The sequence below is a fragment of the uncultured Streptococcus sp. genome (genome assembly GCF_901875575.1).
GTDB lineage: Bacteria > Bacillota > Bacilli > Lactobacillales > Streptococcaceae > Streptococcus.
Genome location: NZ_CABFMF010000004.1, coordinates 30,975 through 52,369, shown reverse-complemented (window position 1 = coordinate 52,369; position 21,395 = coordinate 30,975). Strand labels below are relative to the sequence as shown.

Annotated in this window: 13 protein-coding genes; 1 reads left to right on the top strand and 12 read right to left on the bottom strand. The window is 40.4% G+C overall.

Features of this window, described 5'->3' with window-relative positions:
* Window positions 1-1,212: a phosphopentomutase gene (locus QZ114_RS01035; RefSeq protein ID WP_295498668.1), complete on the bottom strand. Its 1,212-nt coding sequence runs from the start codon at window positions 1,210-1,212 to the stop codon at window positions 1-3.
* Between the two features lie 13 nt (window positions 1,213-1,225).
* On the bottom strand, window positions 1,226-1,909 hold the full coding sequence (rpiA, locus tag QZ114_RS01030; protein WP_295498664.1) for a ribose-5-phosphate isomerase RpiA: 684 nt from the start codon (window positions 1,907-1,909) through the stop codon (window positions 1,226-1,228).
* 232 nt (window positions 1,910-2,141) lie between these two features.
* On the opposite strand from rpiA, the gene QZ114_RS01025 reads away from it, so the two are divergent.
* On the top strand, window positions 2,142-2,327 hold the full coding sequence (locus tag QZ114_RS01025) for a hypothetical protein (RefSeq protein ID WP_295498661.1): 186 nt from the start codon (window positions 2,142-2,144) through the stop codon (window positions 2,325-2,327).
* A gap of 23 nt (window positions 2,328-2,350) precedes the next feature.
* On the opposite strand, the gene QZ114_RS01020 is transcribed toward QZ114_RS01025, so the two are convergent.
* The 10 genes from QZ114_RS01020 to QZ114_RS00975 all read right to left on the bottom strand — a co-directional run bounded on the left by QZ114_RS01020 (window position 2,351) and on the right by QZ114_RS00975 (window position 21,316).
* Window positions 2,351-3,202: an NAD(P)H-hydrate dehydratase gene (locus tag QZ114_RS01020; RefSeq protein WP_295498658.1), complete on the bottom strand. Its 852-nt coding sequence runs from the start codon at window positions 3,200-3,202 to the stop codon at window positions 2,351-2,353.
* 242 nt (window positions 3,203-3,444) lie between these two features.
* The gene (locus QZ114_RS01015; RefSeq protein WP_295498655.1) at window positions 3,445-10,443 is read right to left on the bottom strand and encodes an SIALI-17 repeat-containing surface protein; all 6,999 of its coding nucleotides are present in this window, start codon (window positions 10,441-10,443) and stop codon (window positions 3,445-3,447) included.
* A 579-nt stretch (window positions 10,444-11,022) separates the two neighbouring features.
* Window positions 11,023-11,880, bottom strand: a complete 858-nt coding sequence (locus tag QZ114_RS01010; RefSeq protein ID WP_295498652.1) for a bifunctional methylenetetrahydrofolate dehydrogenase/methenyltetrahydrofolate cyclohydrolase — start codon at window positions 11,878-11,880, stop codon at window positions 11,023-11,025.
* 158 nt (window positions 11,881-12,038) lie between these two features.
* On the bottom strand, window positions 12,039-13,382 hold the full coding sequence (locus QZ114_RS01005) for a DEAD/DEAH box helicase (RefSeq protein ID WP_295498689.1): 1,344 nt from the start codon (window positions 13,380-13,382) through the stop codon (window positions 12,039-12,041).
* Between the two features lie 336 nt (window positions 13,383-13,718).
* A complete protein-coding gene (gene carB / locus QZ114_RS01000; RefSeq protein ID WP_295498649.1) occupies window positions 13,719-16,895 on the bottom strand; it encodes a carbamoyl-phosphate synthase large subunit in 3,177 nt (1,058 codons plus the stop codon).
* Window positions 16,896-17,342: 447 nt separating this feature from the next.
* Entirely contained in the window at window positions 17,343-18,422 is a 1,080-nt protein-coding gene (locus QZ114_RS00995) for a carbamoyl phosphate synthase small subunit (protein WP_000166853.1), read from the bottom strand.
* Between the two features lie 49 nt (window positions 18,423-18,471).
* Window positions 18,472-19,395, bottom strand: a complete 924-nt coding sequence (locus tag QZ114_RS00990; protein WP_295498642.1) for an aspartate carbamoyltransferase catalytic subunit — start codon at window positions 19,393-19,395, stop codon at window positions 18,472-18,474.
* 17 nt (window positions 19,396-19,412) lie between these two features.
* Window positions 19,413-19,934: a bifunctional pyr operon transcriptional regulator/uracil phosphoribosyltransferase PyrR gene (pyrR, locus tag QZ114_RS00985; protein WP_267248267.1), complete on the bottom strand. Its 522-nt coding sequence runs from the start codon at window positions 19,932-19,934 to the stop codon at window positions 19,413-19,415.
* Between the two features lie 210 nt (window positions 19,935-20,144).
* Complete coding sequence (gene nth / locus QZ114_RS00980) at window positions 20,145-20,774, bottom strand: endonuclease III (protein ID WP_000244443.1); 630 nt, start codon at window positions 20,772-20,774, stop codon at window positions 20,145-20,147.
* Window positions 20,774-21,316, bottom strand: coding sequence for a DUF177 domain-containing protein (locus QZ114_RS00975; protein WP_295498633.1), 543 nt, complete (start codon window positions 21,314-21,316; stop codon window positions 20,774-20,776). The genes nth and QZ114_RS00975 overlap by 1 nt, the downstream gene beginning before the upstream one ends.
* Window positions 21,317-21,395: the final 79 nt, after the last annotated feature.

Here is a 21,395-nt window from a genome sequence, read left to right as displayed (position 1 = left end):
TTATACCAATTTATCTAAGAAACTTTCACCAATCATGGCAGTTTCAACACCAAAGTTATCCGCAACTGTTGCTGAGATATCTGCAAAATGTCCAACTGGAATGACACCATTTCCCTTAAAGCTAGGGCTATAGGCCAACAATGGAATATATTCACGAGTGTGGTCTGTTCCTGCATAGGTTGGGTCATTTCCATGGTCCGCAGTAATCAAGAGAAGGTCATTCTCTCTCATGGCTGCGATAATTTCAGGCAAGCGTTCATCAAACTCATGCAAACAATCACGGTAACCATGAGCATTACGACGGTGGCCGTATAGGGCATCAAAGTCCACCAAGTTTGTGAATGAGAATCCTTTTTCAAACTCAGCAAGTCCCATAGTCTTCAATAGTGTATCAATTCCATGGCTATTTGACTTGTTGTGGCCCATGTCATGATTGATACCAGCGCCGTTAAAGATATCGTTGATTTTACCAACAGCGTATGTATCAATACCTGCTTCATTCAATTTATCCAAAACAGTCGGTGCAAATGGAGATACAGCCAAATCACGACGGTTTGCTGTACGAGTGAAGTTACCTGGTTCACCTACGTAAGGGCGAGCAATGATGCGACCAAGAAGTGCTGGACGCTCAAGTGTAATCGAACGAGCGTATTCACAGATACGGTACAATTCATCCAACGGAATGATATCTTCGTGAGCTGCAATTTGAAGAACTGGGTCAGCTGAAGTATAGATAATCAACTCCCCTGTTTCCATCTGACGTGGTCCAAAATCATCGATAACAGCCGTTCCTGAGTAAGGTTTGTTTGCTTCACGAATAACCTTGCGTCCTGAGAATTCTTCAATTTTTGTCAAGATTTCTTCTGGGAATCCATTCCAGAAAGTATCGAAAGGCTCCGTAATATTGAGACCCATGATTTCCCAGTGGCCAGTCATCGTATCCTTACCAAGAGATACTTCTTCTAATTTTGTCACATAACCTGTTGGATTGCTTTCAGCTGGCACCGTCTTCAATGCTGTTTCACGAGGAATATTTCCAAGACCGATTTTAGCCATGTTTGGGACATTCAAACCAACTGTTTTTGAAATGTGTCCCAATGTGTCAGAAGCTCCATCTGGAACCCCTGCATTGACAAAGTTATTGGCATCTGGTGCCGCACCGATTCCTACAGAATCCAATACTACCAAATGAATACGATTAAATTTTGACATTTTATGTCTCCTTTTATTTCTCTTTTGTTGAAGTTAAAATCTGAACTCCATCTCGTCCAGCAACGATGACCTTGTCCACCATTTGGTTAAATAAGCCATGCTCCACGACACCAACAACATGGTCCAATTCTTGTCCGAAAGCAATTGGATCTTCAATGACATCCAAGGCAAGGTCAATGATAAAGTTCTGCATATCAGTCACAAAACGTTGACTGTCTTTTTCACGGAAACTTGGTTTATAGCCAGCTCGTTCAAAACGACGAAAAACCTGCTCTGCACCATATTGAACCACTTCCACAGGCAATTTAAAAGCACCTAGTTTCTCTACCAGCTTGCTTTCATCAACTACCCAAATGTATTCTTTAGATGGTGTTGCAACCACCTTCTCCATTAGGAGGGCACCGCCACCGCCTTTGATTCCATTAAACTGACTATCCACTTCATCTGCCCCATCAACCGTCACATCAACAGAGTCCACTTGGTCAATAGACTTGAGAGGGATATTGAGTCCTTCTGCCTGTTTACTGGTTACACTAGAAGTCGTCACAGCTGTAATCTGCAAGCCTTCTTCCTTGATACGACGACCGATTTCTTCTACAAAATAATAGGCAGTCGAGCCAGTACCTAGTCCGACTACCATACCATCCTTGACAAACTCAGCAGCCTTGATACCTGCCATTTTCTTCAGTTTTTCCACTCAAACACCTCCATTAGAGAGCTATTTCTATTATAACATGTATCACTTTTTATTTCATGGATACACTAGAAAAAACCGAACATTTTTATGTATGATTTCTAATTTTCTTTCATCATTCTAGCATCCGAATCATAACATCCTATATCTTACTATAGAAAACTCTTTAAAAACTAGAGTTGATTTTCTTTATAAAAGATGATTAAATAGTAAAAAACATAAGAAGAGAATTACCATGAATCCATTAGATTTATTTAATCAAGTAAAAGAGTTAATCGAAACTAAAGATTTCGATGCTGCAAAAATATTTATTTCAGAAAATCAAGATCAACTCGGAGAATACTTCTCTCAAGCTCAGCAGTTGATTTCTGGTTCTGAAGGCCTAGATGGCCTCGTTGGAAAGATTAAAGGATTTTTCTAAAAATATAAAGACTCCTGAAACTATCAGGTGCCTTTTTGAGATATTTTTTTCATCATTTTAGGAATCTCGTGACTAATCTCAGTCGGCAAGACCACATAATGCTCTTGAGCTAATTCTTGAGCAATAGCTGAATGAAGATGAGTTGCAACTACAACTCGCTCAAAGAGACTGGCTTGCTGGAATTGGCCTGCAAATCCTGCGATCATCCCAGCTAGTGTATCTCCCATACCACCAGTCGCCTGATAGGGACCACCAACCTGTAACTGATAACAATCAGACTGTCCAGCTTGCCAAATACGAGTAGCTGGACCTTTTTCAACTAAAATCGTTCCTTGAGGGAAGGAAGTCAGGGCACTAGCCGTTGCATCTTTGTTTTGCTTTTCAATAGCAATACCAGACAGTTTTTCCCATTCTTTTTGGTGGGGAGTTAGGATAAGCTGGTTAGACGGAAATGACAAACTTGTTCTAGCAAGGATGGTCAAGGCCCCTCCGTCTACAATCAAAATCTGATTTTGTCTTAAGCCAGCAAAGACCTGTTTGACCAGATTTTCTCCATAAGCATCGTCTCGTAAACCAGGCCCCAGCAAGACAACCTCTGCCTTCTCCAATTGCTCTTTTAACAATTGCTGGTCTTGAAGAGAAAAGGCCATAGCCTCAGGTAAATGGCTGTGCAGAGCTGGAATATTTTCCCTGTCCGTTCCAACGGTCACCAATCCTACACCACTCTTAACTGCAGCTAGCGCAGCCATAATGATAGCACCACCATAAGGATAGGTACCACCTAACAGAAGCAAGCGACCATAGTCTCCTTTATAACTTGTACGAGAACGTTCAATCATGACTTTTTCTAGTAAGGTTTGATCAATCACTTTCATCGTTTTTTCCTCTCAACTTCATTATACTACAAAAAGGTACACACCTTGCAATTTGGATTACTATTTTCTGTCTAACTTTTGGGGCATAATTCCCCTCTCTTGCTTACACCTATATAAAACTGGAGAAGACCATGATTGTCTTCTCCAGTTTTTAGATGCCATCAACTTACTATAGTTGAAAAAGAAAGCAATTTTTAATCATTGACTAATATCTACAAATAGGAAGTCATTAGACGTACAGACTAATCTTCTTTACGTTTTGCAGTTAATAGTGCTGCTGACAAGGCCAAGCTAACACCTGCCAAGAAGATGGATGTCTCAGATTCTCTCTCTCCTGTTTCTGGCAATCTCTTGTCTTCCTTGACAACTTGAACTGGTGCTTCTGGAGTCTGAGCTTTTTCTAACGAATTAAGCTTGAACTTTGGTTTTTCTACTGTAGGAGCTGGTTGATTACCTACTGTGGCTAGAACACCACGGTACTCTGGTACTTCATTTAGTGCTGCTTCTACAAAATTAGCACCGCCTTTGAATTCTGGAACTTCGTTAATTAGAGCCGACTCCTCTCCTTTACTACTTAAAGTAGATGTTTTTACTCCTACTTCAATAATACGATCCTGAGCCTTTCTTTCTTCAGAATGAACAAGAGTTCTAGTAGTTCCCAACACTTGAATATAGTCAACTTTTTCTCCAGCTTGTCCTTCAGAAACTACACGACGTTTACCTTGAGCAAGCTCAGGGGTTTCACGAATAACTTCTTTAAATGGAAGTGAAGTCTTTTCAATTTCCAAACTTGGTGCTGCTGCAACTAAGTTCTTAACGCCTTCTGTCGGTGTTGTTTGGAAAGTAGACTTAAAGTGTAAACGATATTCTTTCACTAGATTTCCATCTTTGGAAACAAGACGAACGAGTGTTGGAAGATTGGCATTTCCAGGATCCACAACTGTAACTACTCCATGTCCACTAGTTGTTGCAGTGACTTTTGGTTTGGAGCCCATTGTTGTTAGGGTGTAATCTGTCACATTTGGATCAAATTTTTCCAATGCTTTTCCATCGATCGAAATAGTAGCCGATGGTGTTTCCACCTCCACTTCTTTACCAGCAGAATAGGCTGTAAATTCGACTACTGCTAGCCCGTTAGTAGTAGACTTACGAGTCATTCGAGCACGAATAGCTGTTGTTTGAATCGGATCAAAGTTAAACTCAATTGGTTTACCAGCTACTAATTCTCCAGAAGCTTTGTAAGAAATTGGTTCCCAATTTTCTGCCTTGTTGAATGGATGGTCAGCATTTTCTTCATAACGAGAGATAGTAGTTGGTTCAGTCAATGCTGGACCAATGTATCTTTCTAAAACCATTTTCTCTGGAGCATCTGTTCCACTGTCTTTAAAGAACTGCATGGCAACTTTTCCAATAGCTTGTGAGGTAATGTTACCGTTCTTCTTAAACAATATTCCCACAGAAGTTTCTTGATTTTTTGGTGTACGAGACCAGTTTGTCCAACGTCCATCCTCATTAAATTTTCCATCATTGATATAGAAAATTCTATCATGTGAATTTGCTTGTGTATCGTTCGTTGTTGAAGCAAAGGCTTTAGAATCCGTTTCATTGTTGCTTGGATTTTCTGAGATGACTTGATTTCCTTTAGCTACAACTGTCACTTGCATGGTAGTTGTTAGATTTGTACCGATGACATGACCAGTTACTTGGAATCTTCCCTCATGCTCTGTCGCATGTTCAGGAATAGCATCCCATTTCACTGCCAGTTTATCTGTAGTCCAAGTATTTGAAGTTGGATAATAAATAGTGACTTCTGATGGAAGTTGAAGGGTATCTCCGAGCTTCAAAGTAGTTGCACCATTTTCAGCTGCTAAAGGTAGACTTGTATCTTTTTCATCATTACGGTAGATTCGATATTCTTTTAAAATAGTGCCATCTTCAGCCTTCAAAATAAGACGTGTCGCACCTTTTGGACTTGTTGCTGGAACAAGAGTAACCAAACCATTGTTGCTAGCTGTTGCAGTGATTTCTTTGCTAGATTGAGGAATATAATAATCTGTTTTCGATGGATTAAAATGTTCAAGATCCTTGCCATCTACTTTGATAGAAATATCTGAACTTGTTTCACTTAAGACCTTGTTTCCAAGGACAGTTAGCTCTGTCAGACCAACTCCTGCAGTACCTTCAGCCTTTTTCATTCGAAGACGAATAGCATAGGTTTCTACCTTGTCAAAGGTGAAGTGATTTGTTTGAGTTGCTGAAAGTTGACTTGGAGCATGTAAGTTTTCAACTGCTTTCCAATTGTCTGGATTATTAAATGGATGATTGCTATCTCGCTGAGCATTGCTGACATCACTTGGTAAATCTGGAATTTCTTTACCTACATAATATTCAACTACATAGTCTTTTGGAAGCCCAATTGCTCCATCAGTATAGAAATCAACTGACAAATTATTGACAAATCGTTTCGTCAAGTCTCCTGAATTACCAAACAAGATAGAAGCCCAATCATTATCAGTATTTGTTCTCCAAGTAGTCCATCTATTTTTAGCATCTGTTGGTTTTCTTGACACAGTCAGGTCGTTCAAGGAATTAGCTGAATCATCTCCTCCTGTATTGGATACAATGGCAGCTGGCAATTGCGAACCTGTCCATTGTTTCGAGATATTATTTCCAGCAACAACTTGACTAGACACTCGAACATGAGCTTTAGTGGTAAGATTGCTACCCACTAAACGACCATTGATTTCATAGACTCCTTCTGTTTGACTAAAGTTTTCTGGAACCTTATCCCAAACTACATCTTTGTAGATAGTTGTTCCATTAGAATGGTAAGCACGTACATTAGCTGGCAATTGAACGGTTTCACCCCTAGGAACTGTGAGACTGATTTCCTCAGCAACTTGTAAGCCTTCAACCGTTACAGTCGCTTGAGCTTCAATATCTGTACCTTCTACGCGTCCTTTAATAGTAAAGCTATGATAGTGGTTTAGATCTTTTTCATCTATCTTGTCCCAAGTTACAGACACTTTGCGTGGCAAGCCCTTATCAAATTCTGCTCCAACTTCTTTAGGTAGATTCGGTTGCTGATGAATATCTGTAGATACAGATACTGGATGAAGTTTTACAATTTTCTTCTCCACTTTATTTTCTTTAATCACTACTTCAGTAGTTACAGATTCCGTAGTCTCTTTTTGATTATCGATGCGTGGTGTCAATGTCACGCGTCCTTTGCTATAAAGAAGGAGGTTTTGTCCATTCACTTCAAGATGTCCGCCATCAGACGATTTAGCTTCTAGGTGAATATCTGATGCTGAAAATTCTGTTTGAGAACCATCTTCATATTGACCAATCACACGATAAGTTAAAACTTGATCTTCTGTGGCACCTTCTTTACCTTTTACATCTACTTCTAAGCGTTTCAAAGCTGGAGCTTCCTTCACAAATTGAATCAAGTAACTTTGTACCAAATCTCCCTTTTGATTACTTAAGAAGACTGAAGCCTGATAATCATTTGCAGCTGAAGCCTGCTGTACGTTTACCTGATAACCTGTAGCTTGAGCTCCAACATTCGGAATTGGAGCTGTATAAGGAAGTGATACGCGATAATAAGTCTTGCTAGGATCAAAGTTTTCAAGAGTTTTATCCCCAACTGTAATTCCTGCAACACTACTCATTGTTTCCTTGTTGCTCGCAATAAAGGTTGCCGTAACCTCATGACCATCACCTACTAATTTACCAGTAGCTTCCGTACGTCCACCTTCTTTTGTCAAGGCAGAAGGATCTTTCAAGGTCCATGAGACAACCTCTGTATCAATTAAGTTCCCATCTGTCAAAACAGCTGTGACCGTTTTATCCAGATCAGCTTCATTGGTACCAACCGGTACTGTAGCAACTTTTGGTAACCATTTATCTAAGGCAACCACTTTTACAAGTGCCTCAACTGGTTTTTCCAAACCTTCTACTCGTCCAGATACTTTTTTTACACCTGCGCTTGTCAGCAAGTCTGATGGTAATTCCCAAGTTACAGACTTCTCTTCAACACTACCATCACTATAAATAGCTGTTACCGTCTGAGGTAATACAGGATTTGTGCTAACATCAGTTGTCGCCTTCACAGGAGAATAGGATACAAAGTGACGGTTTTCTTTCTTACCAGAAACAGTTGCGACCGTTGCACTATCAGAAGTTAAACCAGCAGAATCTGCATAAAGCGTAAATTTACCTTCTTTTTCTGTTGATTTTACAATAACAACCCCTTTACCATTGAAAGCACGTCTTTGCCATGTTCCGTCTGCTTGGGCTTTGTAGCGCTCACGACTAGCTTGTTCTCCGTTATCGACCCCAACAATTTGTCCCTGACCATGAAGATTGAAATGAACAAGATTGTTCGCTGTCGGAACCACATTCCCATCGCCATCAACAATTTCGTAATGGATGTATGATAGGTCTTTACCATCTGCCGTGATGACATGCTCTTCTTTCGTCAAGCGAACTTTTGCTGGTTCACCTGCTGTTGTCACACTATCACGTGCAATTTCTTTGCCATTTTCATCTCGAGCAATAGCAGTCAGTGTACCTGGTTGGTATTTTACAAGCCACTCGAGATACAATTCACTTGGTTTAGCCCCTTCATGATAAGGACGTCCATCTTCTGTCGTTTTCTTCGTATATTCCTTTTTACCAAGCGACTGTCCATTTAAGAATAATTCTACACTTGTAGCATTTGAGAAGGTCCTAACCGGAACCTTTCCATCAACTAACATCTTACGTTCTTTAAGTGTTTCTTCAGTCCAGTTCCAATGTGGTAGAATACGAACAGTTGGTTTTTCTTTAGCACTATACCACTCACTGCGATAAAGGTAGAAATCATTTTTTGGTAAACCAGCCGTATCGATGATACCAAAGTAAGAGCTTTTTACAGGTGTATTATCTTGGTTATGCCATGGAGTTGGTTCACCAATATAATCAAACCCAGTCCAGATAAATTGTCCGGCATATCCTGCACGATCACGGTCAAAAGTCCATGATTCAGTAGCTGTTCTTCCCCATCCAACACGGTCATTACCATAGTCAGATTGTTCATAGTGACGATTTGGACGGTTATCATGTCCAAGTATTTGAGCAGGATTGTAATAAGAATCACGCGTTCTAGTAGCTGAAGAGGTTTCAGAACCATAAATGAGCCAATCTGGATGCGCACTACGAACCGCATCATAAAAACGTTCACCATAGTTCATACCCACAGCATCCATGATTTCTGCAACCTTTAAGAAATCACCTGTCGCTGCACGACTAAATTTATTTTCACCCATGGTTACATAACGTTCAGTATCAATCGCCTTGATAATAGCCTTCAGACGCTTAGCAGTTTCGATAGAACGAGGACTACCATTTGCCTCTTCCACTTCGTTTCCAAGAGACCACATGACAATAGATGGATTATTTTTATCCCGTTCTACCATCGTTCTGAGATCAAAATCAGACCACTTCTCACCCTTTTTAGCCTCTGGGTGTGTTGCATCTTGATCAAAGAAACGTCCATAGTCGTATGTTTTCTTACCACCATACCAGGTATCAAAAGCTTCCTCTTGAACCAACAGACCTAAACTAGCTGCAGCATCAAGCAACTGAGGGCTAGCTGGATTGTGTGTTGTACGAATAGAGTTAACCCCCATATCTTTCAGGAGTTTTAATTTACGATAGGTAGCCTTATAATTCTCTTCTGCACCCAAGGCCCCATTGTCATGGTGAATACTTACTCCGTGGAATTTCATCCGCTCGCCATTCAGAGAGAAACCATCCTTAGCAGTCCAATTGAAATAGCGGTAACCAAATGTATCTTCTGTTACATCAACAAGTTTCCCTTCTTTGTATACCTTTGTTTTAAGTACATACAGTTGAGGGTGATAACTTTTCGTAGTCCAAAGTGTTGGCTTATTAACTAGAATTGTTTGATTGAAATCTGCTGTTTCATTTTCTGACAAAACCTTAGTTGCAGAACGAGTCAATTCTGAAACAGGCTTACCCTCCTTGGTAAAAATTTGTTGCTCCACAAATACCTTAGCAGATTGTTTATCTGCATTTTTAATTTTACTTTGGACTTGAGTTTCAACATTCCCTTCTTTTTGCTCAGCCAGTTTTGGAGTAGTGATATGATTACCATTTTCGGCAACATGGACTTTATCACGATAACTTAGAGTGACATCACGATAAATACCACTTCCAGAATACCAGCGACTACTTGGTTGTTTATTAGTCACTTGAACAGTGATTGAATTTTCACTACCATCTTTATTTAAAAACTTAGTGATATCATAGGAAAAATGATTATATCCACTCGGATAATGGCCAACAAATTGACCATTTACATAGACCCTAGAATCCATGTAAACTCCATCAAAATTGATCCGTACATCCTTGTTCTTGTCAGCTTCATTGACTGTGAACGTTTTACGATACCAAGCTGTTCCACCATTTAACTGTCCACCTTCGTTTCGAGCGGGAGACTTATGGTCGAAATCAAAATAAATGCTCCAATCATGTGGAAGATTCAATTTAGACCAATCATGTACATCCACATCTTTTTTTGAAAAATCGCCTTGAGCATTTAATTTAAAATACCAATCTTTATTAAAATCTTGTTTTCGTTCCGATAAGAGTTGTTTCTCTTTATCAATTTCTGCTTTGTTGGACTTGTCAGAAATAGCTTGAGAATTGTCAGAAGAAGGTTTAATTTCTGTATCTGCTTTTACCTGGTCGTTTCCAGAAGCTTTTTGAGAATCCTCTTTCACTACTGTTTCAGCTGTTGTTGCAGGTTCAACAGGCTTTGGATTTATCTCTTCAGATTTCTGTTTGTTCTCGGCTTTGTTTCCTTCTTCTACTTTATTTGGAGTTTCAACTTTAGGACTAGCCAATTCATTACTGTCCTTGTTAGCTGGTGTAGTTGGTTCTGTACCTTTAATAACTTTATCTTCTGCTGATTCAGCTTTCGGTTTTTCAAATTCTCGCCCACCATTCTCATCAGCCTTTGCAATAGCGACTGCCACTTCATCGGGAAGCTTATCTAAAGGTTGTGCTTGATGAACAGTTGTTTCTTCTGATGGTGTATTGGATGAAGATACTTCCTCAGCTTGTACTACTGATAAACCAAATATACTAGCTCCAATCATGACAGAAGCAGCACCTATTGCAAATTTACGAATACTGTAATGACACCGTTTATCAAAAAGTCTTTTATCCATTAAAATCCTCATTTCTTTCTCTTGATATCTAGTAAGCGTTTACTTTTTACTAGAAACCTCCTTCCGAAAACACAAACAGATACCGAGTCAAATAATATATTCTACATGATAAATATATCAAAATAAAGACTGAATTGCAATTAATTATTGTAATTTAAAGCTAATAAATGACTGTTTAAGAAACTCTTTAAAACAGACTTATCTAAAAAAATCTACTATCATAGAACCTTCATGCGATTATTTTCTTTCTACGAGAAAACTCTAAAAATATAAAGCTAAACCCTTCGTCTTATTCTGTATCATTTATCCTTTTAAAAGCAATAAAAAAGAGGTAAAAACCTCCTTTTAAATCATGATAGGTAAATAAGTTAAAAAAGTATTTCAAAGTTTAGCTATTCTTCTCATGAATCATCTCCACCTATCAATACAGCTCATCTTAATGAACATAAGATTTAAAAAAACTTTTAATTTATGCTAAGGATTAGATTTCTAAAATACTGTCATATAATTTTGAGACATTCAAAAACCATAAAATTCTCACCCTTAAATTTTTGCAGATTAAGTACGAATCCTATTTTCTTATCTCTTGTCCAATGTCCGAAGGGCTGCCTGATAAGTTTGCTCCATCAGCATGGTAATAGTCATAGGACCGACACCTCCAGGGACTGGCGTGATATGGCTAGCAAGTGGTGCAACCGCCTCATAATCCACATCTCCACAAAGCTTGCCATTTTCATCTCGGTTCATCCCAACGTCAATAACAACTGCTCCAGGTTTAACAAAGTCAGCAGTCACAAACTTAGCACGACCGATCGCTACAACTAGGATATCTGCTTTCGATGCTAGTTGAGCAAGATTATGGGTACGTGAATGGGTCAAGGTCACTGTCGCATTCTTGGCCAACAGAAGCTGGGCCATGGGTTTCCCAACAATGTTTGAGCGACCAATAACAACCGCATTTTTACCTTCCAAGTCAATCCCATATTCATGAAACATTTCCATAATTCCTGCAGGTGTTGAAGGAATCATAACTGGGTGCCCAGACCAGAGACGCCCCATGTTTAGCGGATGAAAACCATCTACATCCTTTTCTGGATTAATGGCTAACAAAACTACCTCTTCATCGATATGTTTGGGTAAAGGCAACTGAACCAAAATCCCATGCCAAGCTGGATCTTGATTGTATTTGGCAATCAAGTCCAACAATTCCCCTTGGGTAATGGTTTCTGGAACTCGCACTACTTCGCTACGGAAACCAGCCGCAAGGGCTGAGCGCTCCTTGTTTCGAACATAAACTTGGCTGGCAGGATTGTTTCCAACCAAAATCACTACCAAACCAGGTACTAGACCTGTTTCTTCCTTTAATCTTGCAGTCTTTTCAGTCAACTGTCCTTGTAACTTAACAGCTAGAGCCTTCCCATCAATAATCTGTGTCATATCACTTCTCTTTTCTTACAAATATCTTTAATTATACCAAAAAATAGAATATAGCTCTAACACTTCTTGGCTAGGTCATCCTATAGTTTCAAACTATAAGAAAAAGCCCTTTACGAGCTTTTTAGTTTTTCAAAAGTTCACTTGAAGAAATGCAATCATTAAAAAGTTTGTCGTTTAGCTTTACGCTCTGCACGGCCACGCGCACGATTTTCTGCACGCTTGGTTTTACGGCGTTTTTCATCCACTGCCCACTGGATTTTCTTCTTATAGCCTGGTTTCACTTTTTTCTTTTTCTTTTTAACCAAACCTATCATCTCAATGTCAAGTTGATCTTGCTTCTTCTCACGGTTAACACGTCGATCACGGTCATAGGTATCTTGAAATTCTCCATCCTTAACTATCTTAGGAGTGAATTTTATTCCCAGCTTCTCCAACTCACGGATATCTGAATCATCACTTGGTTGATAAAGAGTAATAGCTGTACCAGGCAAGCCATTGCGCCCAGTACGCCCAACACGGTGAACAAAGAAAGATAAATCTTGTGGAATAGCATCATTGATAACATGGCTAACCCCTTCAATATCAATTCCACGAGCTGCTAAATCCGTTGCAACAATATACTCAAAGTCAAGATTTTTCACCTGATTCATGATTCGCTTGCGTTCACGAGGGGCAATATCACCATGAATCTTTGCCACCTTTAGTCCTTGAGCCGTCAAGTAAGAATGCAATTCATCCGCACGCGTCTTTGTATTGACAAAAATCATTGCCAAATAAGGCTGCATCAACTGAGTCAACTGGTAAATTTGAGCATTCTTGTCACGTCCCTTGGTCGAAATCAACCAGTTATCAATGGTATCAGAAATAACCGTCTTTGTCTTGATTTTCTCCATAACAGGGTTTGACAAATATTTTTTCAAAAATGGCTGCAACTTTTGGGGAATAGTTGCTGAAAACACCATAAATTGCAAATCTTTTGGAAGGCTTCCAGCAATCTTATCAACCGTATCTAAGAATCCCATATCCAAGGTCATATCTGCTTCATCCACGACAAAGATCTTAGCCTTGTGAATAGCTAAATCTCCTGATTTGACCAGATCATAGATGCGCCCTGGAGTTCCAATGACAATATGGGGCTGATTACTAGCTAATTTGTCTATCTGACGAGCCTTATCTGTACCACCCACATAGTTCACAACACGAACATCTTCTTCGGAATGACTTGCTATCTGACGAGCCGCTTGGTAAATCTGAGTAGCCAACTCACGACTCGGAGCCGTAATCACTGCCTGTACACTATCGTTAGATTCATCTAATTGCTGAAAAATCGGCAATAAGAACGTATGGGTTTTCCCAGACCCTGTTTTTGATTCACCGACCAGGTCTCGTCCCGCTAAAACAATGGGGATTAACTTCTCTTGTACCTCTGTAGGAGTGATGAATTTCAACTCCTCCAGAGCTTCATTAATATAATTTTTAAACTGAAATTTACTAAATGACATAATATCCTCGATTCTATCCATCTTCTCCATTATACCATATTTTGCGTTGTTACAGTAGAGGAACTTGAATAGCTTATCTTGGTAATGTCAGCTAAAGAGTTATTTTCATTTTAATCTGTTAGTTTTATTTTAGATTCACTTCTTTTTAGAAAAAAACTATTTTACTACAAAATAAATCCTCCCAGTAGAGAGGAAAATCCGCAGCATGTATGTATTCGTTAAAATCTTATTTATCCCTTTTTACGAATCAAATAACGAAATCCATCACAGTGGCTGAGTACTATTTTATCCAATCTAAAAAAAGAGAAGACATTTGCATCTCCTCTTTCTGTAATTTTAGATTGCTTCTGTAACAAAGCTACGACTTTCAAGAACCTTCAGCATGGCATTTGCTGTGTCTAATGCGGTAAACAGAGGAACTCCATGTTCAATGGCTGAACGGCGGATTTGTTCACCATCCACGTCTGCAGTTCGTTTAGAACCAACCGTGTTAATAATCGCTTGGATTCTACCTTTACGAACAAAGCTTGGAATATCCTTGTCATCATCACCAATTTTACCAACCAACTGGGCTTTAAGGCCATGATTTGCAAAGAAGGCTGCTGTCCCTTCTGTAGCTAGGATACCATAACCAATATTTTGGAAGCGACGAGCCAAATCCAAGGCTTCCTCTTTGGAATCATCAGCAATAGTAAAGACAACGTTACCAAAGGTTGGCAAGTGTAAGTAAGAAGCTTCAAAGGCTTTATAAAGAGCTTTTTCAAGAGTAGTATCTGATCCCATTACTTCACCTGTTGACTTCATTTCAGGACCTAACAAGCTATCCACTTTTGCTAGCTTCGTAAAGGAGAAGACTGGTGCCTTGATGTGAACGCGAGTACTTTCAGGGTAAAGACCATCTTGGTAGCCAAGTTCTTCCAAACTTTGACCGAGAATAAGCTTGGTCGCTACTTGAGCCATAGGAATATTGGTCACCTTAGAAAGGAATGGAACCGTACGGCTAGCACGTGGATTGACCTCGATAACATAGACTTTTTCATTCTTGATGACAAACTGGATGTTCATCATTCCAAGGCAGTTAAGACCGATTGCTAGGCGTTTAGTGTAATCTGCAATGGTTTCTTGCACTTTATGAGACAGGGTCTGAGGAGGATAAACCGCCATAGAGTCGCCTGAGTGGACACCTGCACGTTCGATATGCTCCATGATACCTGGAATGAGTACGTTTTTACCATCTGAAATCGCATCAACTTCACACTCTTGTCCCACAATATAAGAGTCAACAAGAACCGGGTGATCAGGACTAGCCTTAACCGCTGTACGCATATAAGAACGAAGATCTTCTTCATTTTCTACAATTTCCATGGCACGTCCACCAAGTACATAGGATGGGCGAACAAGAACTGGGAATCCAATATTACGAGCTGCAAGAACTGCTTCTTCTTCATTGGTTGCCGTTTGACCTGGTGGCTGTGGAATATCCAATTCTTTAAGGGCTTGCTCAAAGAGGTCACGGTCTTCGGCACGGTCTAGGTCAGCAACCTGTGTACCAAGGATGGTCACTCCTGCTTTTGCCAATGGCTCCGCAAGGTTGATGGCTGTTTGACCACCGAATTGAACGATAACTCCTTTTGGTTGCTCAAGGTCAATGACATTCATAACATCTTCGAAAGTCAATGGCTCAAAGTAAAGTTTATCTGATACAGAGAAGTCGGTTGAAACTGTTTCTGGGTTTGAGTTCATAATGATGGCTTCGTATCCGGCTGCCTGGATAGCCTTAACAGAGTGAACGGTTGCGTAGTCAAACTCAACCCCTTGACCGATACGGATTGGACCCGAACCAAGAACCAAAACAGATTCCTTATCAGATTTGATAGATTCATTCTCCCAACCATAGGTTGAATAGAAGTATGGTGTTTCAGAATCAAACTCCGCCGCACAGGTATCCACCATCTTGTAGACAGGGACAATCTTATTTTCCAAGCGAAGCTGGCGAACGTGATCAGCGGTCGTTTCCCATAGTTCAGCAATCTTACGGTCTGAGAAACCATTGAGTTTAGCTGTTTTCAAGACTTCTAAATCTTGTGGATGAGCGCCTAATTCTTGCTCGATTTCAAAGATATGCAAGAGTTTATCAAGATAGAAGATATCGATTTTTGTAAGCTCTGCAATTTCTTCAGGTGTGTAACCACGACGAATAGCTTCAGATACATAGAAAAGACGATCGTCTTGGGCTTTAACTACTTTTTCAATCAAGTCATCGTCTGAAACACTGGCAAGTTCTGGAATCTCATTATGATGCACGCCGATTTCAAGCGAGCGGCAAGCCTTAAGAAGAGATTCTTCGATGTTACGACCGATAGCCATGACTTCTCCTGTCGCCTTCATCTGTGTTCCAAGACGGCGTTCACCCTTTTCAAATTTGTCAAATGGGAAACGAGGAATCTTAGCAACAACATAGTCAAGGGCTGGTTCAAACATAGCATAGGTTGAACCTGTAACAGGGTTAATCACCTCATCCAAGGTCAAACCAACTGCAATCTTAGCAGCAAGCTTAGCGATTGGGTAACCCGTAGCCTTAGATGCAAGGGCTGACGAACGTGATACACGTGGATTTACTTCGATGACATAGTACTTGAAGCTGTGGGGATCAAGGGCAAGCTGAACGTTACATCCCCCTTCAATCTTGAGGGCACGAATAATACTCAAGCTGGCGTCACGAAGCATTTGATTTTCATAGTCTGACATAGTCTGCGCTGGGGCAAATACAATGGAATCTCCTGTATGAATCCCAACTGGGTCAAAGTTTTCCATGTTACAAACAACCAAGGCATTGTCAGCCGAGTCGCGCATCACTTCGTATTCGATTTCCTTGAAACCTGCAATTGAACGCTCAATCAAACATTGGGTAACCGGTGACAATTTCAAACCATTTTCAGCGATTTCACGTAATTCTTCCTCATTGGCACACATACCACCACCAGTACCACCAAGGGTAAAGGCTGGACGAACAATAACTGGATAACCAATTGTCGCTGCAAAGGTAACTGCCTCTTCTACTGTGTTGACAATTTCAGATTCTGGAATGGGTTGTTCTAACTCTTCCATCAACTGTTTAAAGAGATCACGGTCCTCCGCTTGGTCAATAGCTGATAATTTGGTACCTAGAAGTTCCACTCCTAGCTCATCCAAAATCCCATTCTTAGACAATTCCATAGCCATATTAAGACCAGTTTGTCCACCAAGGGTTGGAAGCAAAGCATCTGGACGTTCCTTACGAAGAATACGTGTCACAAACTCAAGTGTAATCGGTTCAATATAAACCTTATCAGCAATTTCCTTGTCCGTCATGATGGTTGCAGGGTTTGAGTTAACCAAAACAACCTCATAACCTTCCTCTTTCAACGACAAGCAAGCCTGGGTCCCTGCGTAGTCAAACTCAGCAGCCTGACCAATAATAATCGGACCAGAACCAATCACCATAATTTTTTGAATATCAGTACGTTTAGGCATAGTTTATGATACAAAGCCCGTAAAGAACACAGTGAAAATAGGAAACTCGGTGCAGACACCTTCAGCGTCAAGACGATGTTTATCTTTTTCACACAGTTCTTAGGGCGTGTTCACTTCCGCGAACAATGTATCTTCTCCTTTCTATTTGGCAACTCTCAGGTTGACATTAAATAAATTCTCCGACGATTTTTTAGCGAAACGATACTTTTCGGTAAAAAATCTAGTGCAGGGAGTTTTTAGTTCGCCTGATAGCGACTAAAAGAAACGACCTGCCTTTCTATTCGTAGCCTCTCAGGGCGACAATAAATAAGATACAAAGGACGAATAGAAAACGATTGAATTTTAGGAAACCAAAGAAGGATTGACAATCCAAATTGGTTTCTCTAAATTCCAAGTTTTCCGTCCGTGTTCAGTTACATAAATTCTTCGACGAGCTTTTACTCGTTCCTAGTTTGATTGTTTAAAAGCTTCCATCATCTCGATAAACTCATCAAATAGGTAGCTAGCGTCGTGTGGACCAGGGGCTGCATCTGGGTGGTATTGAACAGAAAAAGCAGGTTGATATCTGTGACGCACACCTTCAACTGACTTGTCATTGATTTCTTCGTGGGTGATAATCAAATGCTCTGGCAAATCCTCACGGCTAACTGCATAACCATGGTTTTGACTTGTAAAATCCACACGTCCTGTAGCAATTTCACGTACCGCATGGTTAAATCCACGGTGACCAAATTTCATCTTATAGGTCTTAGCACCATTTGCCATTGCAAAGAGTTGATGTCCCATACAAATACCAAAGATTGGAATTTTCCCTTGCACACCGCGAATCATATCGAGTGCCTGTGGAACGTCTTCTGGGTTACCTGGACCGTTTGACAACATCACTCCGTCAGGATTGAGATGGAGAATTTCTTCAGCCGTTGTCGAATACGGAACAACCGTTACGTTACAGTTACGTTTAGAAAGTTCACGTAGGATTGAGTGCTTGAGGCCAAAGTCCACTAACACCACGCTCAAACCAACTCCTGGAGCTGGATAGGATGTTTTAGTAGAAACCTGCTTGATATTGTCTGTCGGCAATACTGTTGCTTGGAGCTGGTCAGTCACATGGTCCATGCTGTCCCCAACATGGGTCAAGGTTGCACGCATGGTACCATGCTTACGGATAATCTTGGTAAGGGCACGCGTATCAATTCCTGAAATACCTGGAATTTTCTTGGCTTTCAAAAATTCATCCAAGGTCATTTGGTTGCGCCAGTTACTAGCTCTACGTGCTTCTTCGAAAACAACAACTCCCTTACAAGTTGGAATAATAGATTCGTAATCATCACGGTTGATTCCATAATTTCCTACCAAAGGATAAGTAAAGGTCAAGATTTGTCCATTATAAGACTGGTCTGTAATGGATTCTTGGTAGCCGGTCATTCCTGTATTAAAGACGATTTCGCCTGTTACATCAATATCTGCTCCGAAGGCCTTGCCTTCAAAAACTGTGCCATCTTCTAGTACTAGAAGTCTTTTTGTCATATTTTCACCTCTCGTGGACGCTCACTGGCGTCTTTTAACGTCTTGTGTTTTAGTTGGCGTTTCTACTCGCCAGTACGGATTCTAAGATTGCCATTCGAACAAAGACACCATTGGTCATTTGTTGGACAATCCGTGATTTTGGTGCTTCAACCAAGTGGTCTGCGATTTCTACATCACGATTGACTGGAGCTGGGTGCATAAGGATTGCTGTTTCTTTCAAACGGTCATAACGTTCTTGAGTCAAGCCATGTTGGGCATGGTAGTCTTCTTTTGAAAAGACTGCACCACTATCATGGCGTTCATGTTGCACACGGAGAAACATCATGACATCTACCTGATCAATGATTTCATCAATAGTTACAAACTGCCCATAGTCTGCAAACTCTTGACTTCTCCATTCCTCAGGTCCAGCGAAAAAGAGTTCCGCTCCCAAGCGTTTCAAAATCTGCATATTGGATTTGGCAACACGTGAGTGATCCAAGTCACCTGCAATAGCAACCTTGAGACCTTCAAAGTGACCAAATTCCTCATAAATAGTCATCAAATCAAGCAAGCTCTGGCTAGGGTGTTGGCCCGAACCATCTCCACCATTGATAATAGAGGTCTTTATACTTGGACTCTCTATCAACTGTCTATAGTAGTCAACCTCTGGATGACGGATAACACAGACATCCACCCCTAAGGCAGAAAGGGTCAAAATGGTATCATAAAGTGTCTCACCCTTATTGACCGAGCTCGTCTTAACATCAAAGTCTAATCGTTCCAACCCTAATTTAATCTCTGCCACTTCAAAAGACTTATGGGTCCGTGTAGAATCTTCAAAGAAGAGGTTAGATACAATAGAATAATCTTGGTATGGTAACTGAGCTCCGTTTTTAAACTCAACCCCCCGCTTAATCAATTTCATCACTTGATCGACAGTGAGGTCTTCCATGGACACCACATGGTTCAATGCTTGTTGATTTTCTGACATAACTACTCCTTTAGCTTTTATGCTTCTTCAGTAATCAGAACTCTATCTTGGCCGTCTAGTTCTGTCATCTCTACAATGATTTCTTCAGAACGACTGGTTGGGATATTTTTTCCAACATAATCTGGACGGATTGGTAGTTCTCTGTGGCCACGGTCAACTAAAACAGCTAGGCTCACGCGCGCAGGGCGACCATGACCGACAATATTATCAATGGCAGCGCGAATAGTACGACCTGTATAAAGCACATCATCCACCAAAATAACTTCACGATCTGTCACATCTACTGAAATCAAAGAAGTATCTTCACCGCTTTTAACATCATCACGGAAGGGTTTTGTATCTAGTTCTACAACAGGAACTGAAAGATTTTCTAGTTGCTCCAAACGTTCTTGGATACGGTGGGCGATAAAGACACCACGAGTTTTAATACCAGCCAAGACGATTTTATTCAAATCTTTATTACGTTCGATAATCTCGTAAGTAATACGCGTAATCGCCCGTTTGACGGTCAATTCGTCTACAACTTCTTTTGTCTTCATGACAAACCTCCAAAAAGAAAAGTCTCCTTAAACAAGGAGACTTGAAATGTATAGTCAAGCGAGCCCTACTGCAAACAGTATAGACTTCACCCTTCTACTTTATCGCGCTCCTTGCCTGCCTCACGGGACAGGTTTAAAGGAATATTTAGTTATCAATTAATATAGCACAAAGCAAGCCTAAAATCAAGCAAAAACTTTTGATGATTCATCTTATAAATTGCTAAAATCATATAATTGTGGATACTGGTCACACTCTGGATTTTTAGGATGACAGATAGCTCTTCCAAAATAAATCATGGCCTGATGGGCTGCTAACCACTGCTCCGGTGGTAAGATGTCCATGACCCGCTTTTCCACCTCAAGCGGTGTCGCTGATTTTTTAACGATATCGTGGTGTTTGCAGATACGCTCAACATGAGTATCTACTGCAAAGGCTGGAATCCCAAATCCTACACTCATGACAACATTGGCTGTCTTGCGACCAACCCCTGCTAGACTTTCTAGTTCTTCGCGTGTCTGAGGGACTTGACCATCAAAATCGTCTAGTAACTGTTGAGCACATTTTTTAAGAAATTTAGCCTTATTTCGATACAGTCCTAGGCGAGAAATGTGTGAAGCAATCTCACTCTCTGTTGCTACAGACATGGCTTGTGGCGTTGGAAAGGCAGCAAAAAGACCTGGCGTCGCCTTATTTACCGCTGCATCTGTTGTTTGCGCTGAAAGCATGACTGCGACTAAGAGTTCAAAATGATTGGTAAAATCAAGACTAGGCTTGGCATCTGGGAAGAGGGCAATGATTTCTTCTAGCACTTTTCGTGCTCGTTTTTTTGACAAAACCATTATTCGTCACCATCAAATAGTCCTTGTAGACCAGCAAAAGGACTGTTTTCTTCTTTTTTGATAGCTTGTTGAGCCTGGTATTCTTCCTCAGTCATGATTTGCCAGTCATTTCCTGAAACAAATCCGTGACCAGCCTCTTCTTCAGCCGTCAAGACCTTGATAGGGATATTGAGAAGAATATTGTCTGATACGCTCTCTGCTAGGTCAAGTTCTCCATTTTCGATAGGCAAAACCAAATCATCATCTAGAACTTCTTGATCTAGCTGGTTACTTGCTCCTTCCATGAAAACTTCCGTGACTGGATAAGATTCAACTAACTCAACTGGCTCCATACTACGACTTGAAGCAAGAACAATGGTATAAGATAATTGATAATCTAAAAAATACATACGATCTTCGTATTGAACCTTCCCAACTGCAAGGATATCTTTTACATCTATAATTTCTTGATTACGGTTACGTAAGTCTGCGGCTAGATCTAACGTTTGTTCAAAGTGTAAGCCTTCAGACTGCTTACGAATCTCTTGAATATTTAATTTCATACTTCCTCCATAAAGATTTATTCACTTGATTATACCATGAAAAGGTTACAAATCAGCCCACCAAACTTTATAATTAAAA

Bases quoted from the DNA above. Each gene is read 5' to 3' on its own strand.
- nth (WP_000244443.1), bottom strand. From the start codon at position 20,774: ATGGTTTTGTCAAAAAAACGAGCACGAAAAGTGCTAGAAGAAATCATT.
- QZ114_RS01020 (WP_295498658.1), bottom strand. From the start codon at position 3,202: ATGAAAGTGATTGATCAAACCTTACTAGAAAAAGTCATGATTGAACGT.
- QZ114_RS01015 (WP_295498655.1), bottom strand. From the start codon at position 10,443: ATGGATAAAAGACTTTTTGATAAACGGTGTCATTACAGTATTCGTAAA.
- QZ114_RS01025 (WP_295498661.1), top strand. From the start codon at position 2,142: ATGAATCCATTAGATTTATTTAATCAAGTAAAAGAGTTAATCGAAACT.
- QZ114_RS00995 (WP_000166853.1), bottom strand. From the start codon at position 18,422: ATGACAAAAAGACTTCTAGTACTAGAAGATGGCACAGTTTTTGAAGGC.
- QZ114_RS01010 (WP_295498652.1), bottom strand. From the start codon at position 11,880: ATGACACAGATTATTGATGGGAAGGCTCTAGCTGTTAAGTTACAAGGA.
- carB (WP_295498649.1), bottom strand. From the start codon at position 16,895: ATGCCTAAACGTACTGATATTCAAAAAATTATGGTGATTGGTTCTGGT.
- QZ114_RS00975 (WP_295498633.1), bottom strand. From the start codon at position 21,316: ATGAAATTAAATATTCAAGAGATTCGTAAGCAGTCTGAAGGCTTACAC.
- QZ114_RS00990 (WP_295498642.1), bottom strand. From the start codon at position 19,395: ATGTCAGAAAATCAACAAGCATTGAACCATGTGGTGTCCATGGAAGAC.
- QZ114_RS01005 (WP_295498689.1), bottom strand. From the start codon at position 13,382: ATGTCATTTAGTAAATTTCAGTTTAAAAATTATATTAATGAAGCTCTG.
- pyrR (WP_267248267.1), bottom strand. From the start codon at position 19,934: ATGAAGACAAAAGAAGTTGTAGACGAATTGACCGTCAAACGGGCGATT.
- QZ114_RS01035 (WP_295498668.1), bottom strand. From the start codon at position 1,212: ATGTCAAAATTTAATCGTATTCATTTGGTAGTATTGGATTCTGTAGGA.